General features: G+C 53.1%; 11 protein-coding genes. 4 read left to right on the top strand and 7 right to left on the bottom strand.

The features are described 5' to 3' along the window. From K5905_RS19490 to K5905_RS19480, 3 genes are all read right to left on the bottom strand, one after another. Positions 1-344 (bottom strand): NAD(P)-binding domain-containing protein (locus tag K5905_RS19490; protein ID WP_297586782.1); only part of this gene is annotated, 344 nt, incomplete at its 3' end. Further along, entirely contained in the window at positions 344-841 is a 498-nt protein-coding gene (locus tag K5905_RS19485) for a gluconokinase (RefSeq protein ID WP_297586786.1), read from the bottom strand. The genes K5905_RS19490 and K5905_RS19485, both read right to left, overlap by 1 nt. After that, the gene (locus K5905_RS19480) at positions 841-1,608 is read right to left on the bottom strand and encodes an SDR family oxidoreductase (RefSeq protein ID WP_297586780.1); all 768 of its coding nucleotides are present in this window, start codon (positions 1,606-1,608) and stop codon (positions 841-843) included. Before K5905_RS19480 ends, K5905_RS19485 begins: the two co-directional genes overlap by 1 nt. A gap of 85 nt (positions 1,609-1,693) precedes the next feature. Here K5905_RS19480 and K5905_RS19475 point away from each other — a divergent pair, with 85 nt between their 5' ends. Together K5905_RS19475 and K5905_RS19470 are read left to right on the top strand one after the other, a co-directional pair. Continuing rightward, positions 1,694-2,641 (top strand): 2-hydroxyacid dehydrogenase, encoded by a 948-nt coding sequence (locus tag K5905_RS19475; protein ID WP_297586778.1) that lies wholly within the window; start codon positions 1,694-1,696, stop codon positions 2,639-2,641. A gap of 7 nt (positions 2,642-2,648) precedes the next feature. Then, positions 2,649-3,680, top strand: a complete 1,032-nt coding sequence (locus K5905_RS19470; RefSeq protein ID WP_297586776.1) for an L-idonate 5-dehydrogenase — start codon at positions 2,649-2,651, stop codon at positions 3,678-3,680. On the opposite strand, the gene K5905_RS19465 is transcribed toward K5905_RS19470, so the two are convergent. The 3 genes from K5905_RS19465 to K5905_RS19455 all read right to left on the bottom strand — a co-directional run bounded on the left by K5905_RS19465 (position 3,673) and on the right by K5905_RS19455 (position 5,365). Beyond that, a complete protein-coding gene (locus K5905_RS19465; protein ID WP_297586774.1) occupies positions 3,673-4,503 on the bottom strand; it encodes an NAD(P)-dependent oxidoreductase in 831 nt (276 codons plus the stop codon). The two genes, K5905_RS19470 and K5905_RS19465, sit on opposite strands and share 8 nt — an antisense overlap. Beyond that, positions 4,500-4,916 carry a heme-binding protein gene (locus K5905_RS19460; protein WP_297586773.1) on the bottom strand — a complete coding sequence of 139 codons (417 nt, stop codon included), beginning with the start codon at positions 4,914-4,916 and terminating at the stop codon, positions 4,500-4,502. The genes K5905_RS19465 and K5905_RS19460 overlap by 4 nt, the downstream gene beginning before the upstream one ends. Positions 4,917-5,110: 194 nt before the next feature. Further along, complete coding sequence (locus K5905_RS19455) at positions 5,111-5,365, bottom strand: hypothetical protein (protein WP_297586772.1); 255 nt, start codon at positions 5,363-5,365, stop codon at positions 5,111-5,113. Between the two features lie 331 nt (positions 5,366-5,696). Here K5905_RS19455 and K5905_RS19450 point away from each other — a divergent pair, with 331 nt between their 5' ends. Continuing rightward, positions 5,697-7,388: a PAS domain-containing methyl-accepting chemotaxis protein gene (locus K5905_RS19450; RefSeq protein WP_297586771.1), complete on the top strand. Its 1,692-nt coding sequence runs from the start codon at positions 5,697-5,699 to the stop codon at positions 7,386-7,388. A gap of 172 nt (positions 7,389-7,560) precedes the next feature. Here the strand turns inward: K5905_RS19450 and K5905_RS19445 are convergent, their stop codons facing one another. Then, on the bottom strand, positions 7,561-8,127 hold the full coding sequence (locus tag K5905_RS19445) for a GNAT family N-acetyltransferase (protein ID WP_297586784.1): 567 nt from the start codon (positions 8,125-8,127) through the stop codon (positions 7,561-7,563). Between the two features lie 526 nt (positions 8,128-8,653). Here K5905_RS19445 and K5905_RS19440 point away from each other — a divergent pair. Further along, complete coding sequence (locus K5905_RS19440) at positions 8,654-9,139, top strand: hypothetical protein (RefSeq protein WP_297586770.1); 486 nt, start codon at positions 8,654-8,656, stop codon at positions 9,137-9,139. The last annotated feature ends 163 nt before the right edge of the window (positions 9,140-9,302 follow it).

Genomic DNA, 9,302 nt, shown 5'->3' with positions numbered 1-9,302 from the left:
AGTCCGGCCGCCACGGCCTTTTCAGCCAACGTCTTGGTCGCGTCCGGATCAATCGAGGACATATCGATGATCAGCGTTCCAGGCCGGGCTCCGCCGGCAACACCGTTCTCACCGAAGACAGCAATATCGACGATCCGGGGAGAATTTAGACTCGTGATGACATAGTCCGCCTGACTGGCGGCCTCGGCCGCGGATGAGGCTGCCTCGGCACCACGTGCCACAAGCTCGGCAACTTTTTCGGCGTCCAGATCGAAAACCAACAGCCTGTTGCCTGTTTCCGCAAGGCGCGCGCCGATAGCACCGCCCATGGCACCAGCACCAATCAAAGCTACATTTTCAGTCATTACATTTTCCTTCGAATTCCGGCGAGCAATTCGGCGACCACCTGATCGGGTGTCTGGTCGATAGACGCCTTGACCGACAGCTCGTCCGGCTCTGGTGGCTCCAGTGTTTCCAGCTGGCTGTCCAGCAAGGCAAGGGGCATGAAATGTCCCTCCCTCAACTTCATTCGACTGCTCAGGACGTCCCGGGTTCCTTCCAGATAGAGAAAAGTCACCGGCCCGCCGGCTCTGTCGGCAATCCGTTCGCGATAGGCCCGCTTAAGCGCGGAACAGGCAATCACCGTCGGTTCGCTGGCGTCTTTCAGGCGCATGCCGACCCGGTCGAGCCAGGGTTCACGATCTGAATCATTGAGAGGTTCGCCGCGGCTCATCTTGGCAATGTTTTCTTCCGGATGCAGGTCGTCCCCATCAAAGAAACTCCCGCCGATCGCCCTGGCAAACCCCTGACCGATCTTGCTTTTGCCGCATCCGCTCACCCCCATGACGACAAAGGCCGACATCACAGACACGCTGAAATGCCACCGTCGACGAACACGGTGGTTCCGTTGACAAAGGATGAGGCATCGGACGAGAGGAAAATGCAGGTTCCCACGAGCTCTTCCACCTTGCCCCAGCGACCGGCAGGTGTGCGATTGGCAAGCCAGTCGCTGAATGCCGGATCGTTGACCAGTGCAGCGTTGAGCGGCGTATCGAAGTATCCAGGTGCAAGGCCATTACATTGAAGCCCGTGCTTTGCCCAGTCCGTCGCCATTCCCTTCGTCAGGTTCGCGACAGCGCCCTTGGTTGCCGTGTAGGGCGCGATGCCGGGCCGTGCGAGAGCTGTTTGAACCGAACAGATATTGACGATTTTCCCGGCCCCACGTCCAATCATATGACGGGCGACGGCCTGTCCGACATGAAACACGGATGCGATGTTGGTCTGCAAAAGGCGTTCGAACGCATCCGGTGGAAAATCCTCAAGCGGTGTCCTGTGTTGCATTCCGGCATTGTTGACCAGGATGTCGATGGAACCTGTTTCATTTTCAAATCGATCGACCGCTGCTCTCGCCGCTTCGTGGTTCGTAACGTCGAAAGACAATTCATGGATCGTATGGCCTTCCGACCTGAGGGCATCACCGGCTTCACGGAGCTTTGACTGGTCGCGGCCGTTCAAAATGATTTCCGCACCGGCCTGAGCCAGGCCGCGCGCGAGTGCAAAACCGATCCCCTGCGATGAACCGGTGATCAATGCCCGTTTTCCGGACAGGTCGAACAGAGCCAGGCTCATTTGATTTCCTTCTTCATGAAACGATTGACACTTTCTTTTGTTATGTTATCGATAACATTCATTGTCAACCCGCGGAGAGACCAAAATGATCAAACCCGACATTCTCCAGGTCGGACCTTATCCGGATTGGGACCAGATCCCTTTGGAGGAGAGCTTCATCATGCACAAACAATTCGAGGCTTCTGATCCGAAAGAGTATCTGAACTCGGTGGGAAAACGTATCCGCGGAATTGCCACGCGCGGTGAGCTGGGTGCAGACCGCGCGATGATCGAGGCATGCCCAAATCTGGAAGTCATTTCCATTTATGGTGTTGGCTTCGATGCAGTCGATCTTGATGCTTGCCGGGAACGCGGCATACGTGTCACGAATACCCCGGACGTGCTGACCAACGATGTTGCCGACCTCGGCGTTGCAATGATGCTCGCCCAGTCGCGCGGCATCCTCGGCGCTGAAACCTGGGTTCGGGACGGCAGCTGGCAATCCAAAGGGCTTTACCCGCTCAAACGCAGAATATGGGGCAGGAAAGCCGGCGTGCTCGGCCTTGGCCGGATCGGTTATGAAGTCGCCAAGCGCCTTGCCGGATTCGACTTGGACATTGCCTATTCCGACATCGCGGCAAAGGATTATGCACCGGACTGGACCTTTATTGCCGATCCTATGGAACTGGCACAACATTCCGACTTCCTGTTTGTCACGCTCGCCGCATCGGCAAAGACACGTCATATCGTCAACAAGCAAGTGATCGAAGCCGTCGGTCCGGAAGGCATGATCATCAATATCAGCAGGGCTTCGAACATCGATGAAGCCGCATTGCTGGACGCGCTGGAAGGTGGGAGGCTCGGGTCCGCCGCACTCGATGTTTTCGAAGGCGAGCCTGCTCTAAACCCCAGATTTTTGGACCTCAACAATGTGTTGCTGCAACCACACCATGCATCAGGCACTGTTGAAACCAGAAAGGCGATGGGTCAGCTGGTGCGAGACAACCTCAGCGCCCACTTCGCAGGCAAGGACCTGCTGACCCCTGTTTTGTGAGGCAGATATGAAATCGATCGTCATACACGCGGCTAAGGATCTTCGTATTGAAGACCGTGAGGAAACTCGGCCGGGCCCTGGTGAGGTTCAGATAAGATTGTCGACCGGTGGCATTTGCGGCTCCGATCTGCACTACTTCAATCATGGCGGCTTCGGTCCCATACGCCTGAAGGAACCGATGATCCTGGGCCATGAAGTTTCAGGTCATATCATGGCTCTTGGCGAGGGGGTATCGGGACTTGCGCTCGGGCAACTGGTCTCGGTGTCGCCATCGCGGCCCTGCCGGAATTGCCGGTTCTGCAATGAAGGCACCTACAACCAGTGCCTCAATATGCGCTTCTATGGCAGCGCGATGCCGTTTCCTCATATCCAGGGTGCATTTCAGCAGGTTCTCGTTGCCGAGGCCATTCAGTGTGCCCCGGCGGATGGGCTTTCCCCGGGAGAAGCTGCCATGGCCGAGCCTCTCTCTGTCTGCTTGCATGCAACCCGCAAAGCCGGCGACATGATGGGAAAGTCGGTTCTGGTCACCGGTTGCGGACCGATCGGCATTCTCTGCATTTTGGCCGCCCGCAGAGCCGGCGCAGACCTGATCGTCGCCACTGACCTGAGTGACTACACGCTTGCCAAAGCTCGGGAAGCCGGGGCGGATCTTGCTCTCAATATGTCTGCGGATCCAAACGGTCTCGAAAGGTTCATGCCGGACAAGGGCACATTTGACATTCTCTATGAGTGCTCCGGTGCAGCCCCTGCCCTTACTGCGGCAATCTCGGCCATGCGTCCGGGTGGAACAATTCTGCAGCTGGGCCTTGGTGGCGACATGTCTTTGCCGATGATGGCAATTACGGCAAAGGAACTCTCGCTGAAAGGCTCGTTCCGGTTTCACGAGGAGTTCTTCACGGCAGTCAGCCTGATGCAGAAAGGCCTGATAAACGTCAAGCCATTCATCACGCAGACCTTTCCGCTGGAAGATGCAGTTGCCGCATTCGAAATCGCCGGTGATCGCAACCAGGCGGTCAAGGCCCAGATTGCTTTCACCTGAGCGCAAGCCACTTGAAATCGTGGTTCTCGACCAGGTTCCTGAAACCCTGTTGAACACAGTCGGCCAGCGGCAAGTCCAGACCGCTGGCCTCGGCAAGCTTCATCGCATTGTCGATATCTTTCAACTGCGCAACCGATCTTCCACCTGGCACGAAATTTCCCGTGACCATGCGTTTGCCGTGAAGCTCCAGGATCCGGCTGTCCGCAAACCCGCCTTTTAGCGCATCCCGCAGCAATGCAATGTCACAGCCACCGGCTTGTCCCAGGCGCAGGCCTTCCGCAACAGCTCCAATCGTGGCTGCAACGATCAGTTGGTTGGCCAGCTTGGCAACCTGCCCGGCGCCGCATTCTCCAAGCAATGTCGGGCGGCCAAGTTCGGAAAATATCGACCCTGCCCTCTCAAAGGCCTCAGGTGTGCCTCCGACAAAAATACTCAGCGTTCCGGCTTCCGCGCCGACAACACCACCCGAAACCGGGGCATCGAGAAAAGCGTGCCCCTGCCTGGTCGCCAGCGCTGACAGTTTCCGGTCCGTATCAGGGTCTACCGATCCCATATCGATGAAGAGTGTTCCCCGCCTCGCGGCATCAAGACAGCCCTGCCGGGCAAGAATGTCGTAGGTGACCGGTCCGTCCAGCAGCATCGAAACAACAATGTCCGCGTCATTCACGGCTTCAAACGGCGTAGGCGCCACCTGGGCACAGTCGGACAAGGCATCTGATTTGGATTGCGTCCTGTTCCAGACGTGAAGATCATGCCCCGCATCCGCAAGCCGACGCGCCATTGGCGCTCCCATCAGTCCGGTTCCAAGAAACGCGACCTTCACGTTTCCGCTCCGATTGCCTGCAGACCGGCCAGGGCAACATCTCGATCCTGGACACCTGTTCCCGAACCCACCCCGATGCCGCCGACAAGGCAACCTTCGACGATGATCGGAAGCCCTCCTGGCAATCCGGTCACCTTTCCCTCCGTTGCCAGTCCGATCAAGGGTCGCACTTCATCGGGAATACACACGGTTTCCACGCCTATCGATGCGGCGGTCATCGCCTTTGCCAGCGCGCTCTTCCTGCTCAGAAACTTTGCCCCTGTCATGCGGATTTCCGCATGCAGTTCACCGCTCGCATCAACAATCACGATACATTGCGGTTGGCCAATCGCTTCAGCCTTTTCAACCGCAGCATTCAACATCGCCATCACGCCACGATGGGTCAGGTTTTTTGTTTCTCTCAGATAACTCATGTCGGGTTCCAATCAAATCAATTGTTATCGATAACATATCGACAGAAAAGAGTTTCGACAACACAAGATTAAGGCGAGATAAGACAGGATCAGTCCTAAAGTGCAGCCAAAGGCTTGATGCACCTCCGATCTGTAATTGGCATTCTATGACAACTTGCGAGCGGACATTTTTTGCCAAGGAACAGGTACCTGGATCACACCAGGGTCACCTCCACGGAACCAGCGAAAACCGGTCCATTGGAGATAGCATTCTTGTACGAGACCTTCGTTACGACGCCCTTCAGCTCTTTGCATTCCACATAGTCGAACAATTCATAGATGCTACCCGGTTGAGGAATACAAACGGCGGCAGTCGATTTGATTGAGATGCGATTGACTTCAATACCGCTCTCAAACTTGATCACTGTAAGGGTCGTTTCATAGCTGTCTGGTGGAACATTGTGCGACATGGCGCTTTTCCGTCTGAGTAAGTTGTTTTGCCTCAGGCGTGTCGTCATCGGGGAACTACAACATCCTGGAATTTATCAGTCCCGAACTGTGCTCCGCATCCCCTTGCAAAGAAGGAGGCAGTCAGCAGAACCGACGTTTTCCAAATTCAGACATGCTCAATGCTCCAACGCTTTGGCAAAAGACCAACTGAGTTGTGTCTCCACCCGTGATGTCTCCAACCGGTCCGTGCGAACTGATGCAAGCCAGCTCCGATGCGGCATGTTCTGACACAGCGCCAAGAGCGCCTCCCATCATTCAAATACAATAACACAATTATATACAAATAAACGGATGATTAAAGTTTTAATTCCAAAACTTCAAATAGATGATATGATAAATACAGAAAGTGAGAAAAATATGACTACACCAAGAACAAGTAATACAGAATTTAAACTGTATCAAAATTTTACATTTACGAAAAAACGTAAAGACAACAAGAAAAAACTGTCACAAAATTTTACAGAATTATGGAATCTTTTGAGCAGACACAGCGGTGTCGGGCTCTGGGACGCGCTTTTGGCTAATGGCGATCCAATGGCTGCAGAAAGCAAATGGCGCTGGTCACATGAGTTTCGCCGCCTTCTGGGTTTCGATCCGGACGACATGAATACGTTTCCGGACCTTGTCGGTTCCTGGGCCGATCGGCTTCATCCTCAAGATGCTGATGCAACTTTCGATGCCTTTGGTGCCTGCCTCAACGATCTCTCCGGAAAGACCGGCTACGACGTAGCCTACAGACTGAAAATGAAAGACGGATCCTATCGCTGGTTTCGAGCCATCGGCGGCGTATCACGCAATGAATTCGGTGTCGCCGAGAGAGCTTGTGGCGCATTGGTCGATATCGACGCGGAAAAAAACGCCAATGACCGGGCGGTTCTTCTTGATGCTTATTCCGGTGTTGGACTTTGGGATGCAGTGCTCTCTGGCGGCGACCCGATGGCTCTCGAAAGTAAATGGCAATGGTCGCCAGAGTTTCGTCGTCTCTTGGGGTTTGAAGCAAACGATACGACGGCATTTCCGGATCTGGTCGGCTCCTGGGCCGATCGACTACATCCTGAAGACGTTGATGCAACCTTCGATGCCTTTGGTGCATGCCTAAACGATCGCTCGGGAAACACGGGCTACGACGTTGCCTACAGACTGAAGATGAAAGACGGATCTTATCGCTGGTTTCGAGCCATCGGCGGCGTAGCGCGTGATGCGACTGGCGTTGCCGAACGCGCTTGCGGATCGCTCATCGACATTCATGAACAAAAAATCTCTGCGATTGAAACCAACCGGCAGATCCATCTGCACGAGAAAGTTGGCGAACTCGCTGGGTCGCTTTCAAACGAGGTGGGTTTGTCAGCCACAAACGCAGCGCGCGATGTCCAGACCATCGCTTCGTCAACAGAAGAACTCGCAACATCCATTGCAGACATTGCCAACCAGGTCAGTCAATCTGCGAAAGCCTCCGAAAAAGCATCTCAAAGCGCAAGAGACACCGCTGGAATCGTAGAGACCCTGGGACATTCAGTCGAGCGAATTGGCGAGGTTGTGAAACTGATCGACGGCATTGCCTGCCAAACCAATCTTCTTGCCCTGAATGCAACCATCGAAGCGGCCAGAGCGGGAGAGGCAGGTAAAGGATTTGCAGTTGTGGCAAACGAAGTCAAACAACTCGCAAGTCAGTCCGCGCAGGCCACACAGGAGATTTCCGACCAGATCAATGAGATCCAGCAAGAAGCAAGCCGCGCTGTTGAAGCAATTAAAGACATCACGGAAGCTACTGACTTTGCACAAGAAATGGCCTCAAACATTGCAAATGCGGTGGCCCAGCAAGACGATGCAACTCAAGAAATTGCCACAAGTGTGAACGCTGTTTCGAGGCAAACCAATTCTGTTGCCGAAATTATCGAGAGAACCACCGGACAAATTCACGAAAACCTTGGTCAGTTGGTTCAATCGTCTCGCGAAACACCCAGGACAGCAAGCATAAGCTAGCAAGAGAAAGAGAACAGACAGCAAAATCCGGGACTCGCAACTTGAACTCAACCGGCACTGAAATGCGTCAGCTGCAAGACAATACGATAGCAGGAGAATACGGACCGAATGTGTATGCCTTAGCCCGCGCCCACTCCGGAACATATTTGATCAATGTCCAACGGGCGAAGATCTACTCCGATAACGGTCCCCGGTCACGCACCCAAGCGCTACGCGACAACTCAAGCCCGACAAACTCTTCTGCAGTTTCGGTGACAAACGAAAAACGGCGCTTGACTGGACCGATCTGCTCAAAACCCAGTTTTTTCAAGAGTGCAATAGAGGCGGAATTCTGGATGTGGACCTGCGCGAACAGCGTCGAACTATCGGGTTGCGCAAAGTGCGTATCAACCAACCAGTTGACCGCGCAACCAGCCAATCCTCGCCGCCAATGTTTGCGAGCAACCCAAAATGTGAGTTGTCTTGCAAGCGAAATCACACCCGCAAACTCACCATTCAGTTCTATAGTTTTTGATACTTGATCTGACCCGCAAAGAAAGTTCAAATAAGTATTCAGAGCCGTATCATCTAACGGATAAGGTAATGCTGCTAAATATCTCGTAACTTTCTCGTCCGCGAGCACGCTGGCAATCGCCCCACGGTCTTTTAAGACAGTCGGACGTAGGCGAAGAGTACCGCAATCGAGAGTGAATTCGAACGTCTCGAAAAGTGCGGAACGAGATTTTGGCCTGCTTTCCATTTTCACACCAAATTTCTACCTTAAGCGTTTATTATTTATTATGTTTTCGAGAATGACCTAACAGGCCTCACTCCATGATATCCACTCGATACAGTTTGGAAAATCCCACCCAAAACTATGCGCTTCCTGCATGAATTTTCCCAGCTTTTATTTTTTATGCCAAAATAAACAAAAATAGAGAAAATTAAGTGTTTTTACGAACAAAAGCTGGACTTTTTCAAGATGTATAAGTAAAATTATAGATACACTAGGAAATTTGAACGGTGACCTGAGGTTGAATCTCTAGGTAACCGCAAAAAATACCACTGGGAGGAAATTCTAGTGTGCCAAAAAAGTGCTGTCGTTTCCGGCAGGTGCACTTTGCTCTCTAAACAAACTCATAACATCTCCGGATTTTACTAGTGGTATAGTGCTGAATATTGGGCAAGCTGTCATACGAAATGCTTGCCGCTCAAAGAAGACGCAATGGTAACGGAAGCAGTCGATGTGCCTTCACTAATCCAATTACACATAAGGAGATGAGAGAGTGGTCAACATTTTCTCCAAGAAAGAAGGTCCAAGACGCGAAGATGTCGCCGCAAAGCGGTTGATCAATGAAAATCGCTCAACAATTTATCGACTTGCAGATCAAATCAGCAACGGCGGCTATTCCCGCTCGCGTGAAAAGATCAGGCAGTCGCGACAGGAGCCCAAACCGGATGGCCTTGTTTTCCATTTTATGGGTGGCTCTACGAAACAGGAAGAACCCGAACCGCACCTGCGGATAAGCCCAAACAACCGTGTGTTGGTAATGGATGTCACTTCCGGGAAGCAGCTTCTTTTCCTTGGTGAGATCCGGGACCGACAAGACTTGAGTTACTTCGCTCTTGCGACAAAGGACAACGGCTTTGTCTCTCCCATCGAAGATGACATCAAAGAGGCTCTTCAAGACCTCGATGGCGTTGTCATCGAAACACCGGATATCAAGGACAAACTGCTCGAAGTGATCCGGAACAGACTTCAGCTTCCTTGAAAACCGGTAGTCACGGAATGCAACCGCGCCAGCGAACGACAGATCCGATCGTAGCCAGGGACACCGTTCAAATGCCACCGAGTTATTTCACGTCACAGAGAACAACGAGTGCCAAACCGAAAAAGACAAGTTCCGTCGGTGCCGAGCACGAAACCATGCGCGC

It is taken from the genome of Roseibium sp. (genome assembly GCF_025698965.1).
Lineage (GTDB): Bacteria > Pseudomonadota > Alphaproteobacteria > Rhizobiales > Stappiaceae > Roseibium.
The sequence above is the reverse complement of the archived record's forward strand: the minus strand, read 5'-3'. Positions and strand labels throughout refer to the sequence as shown.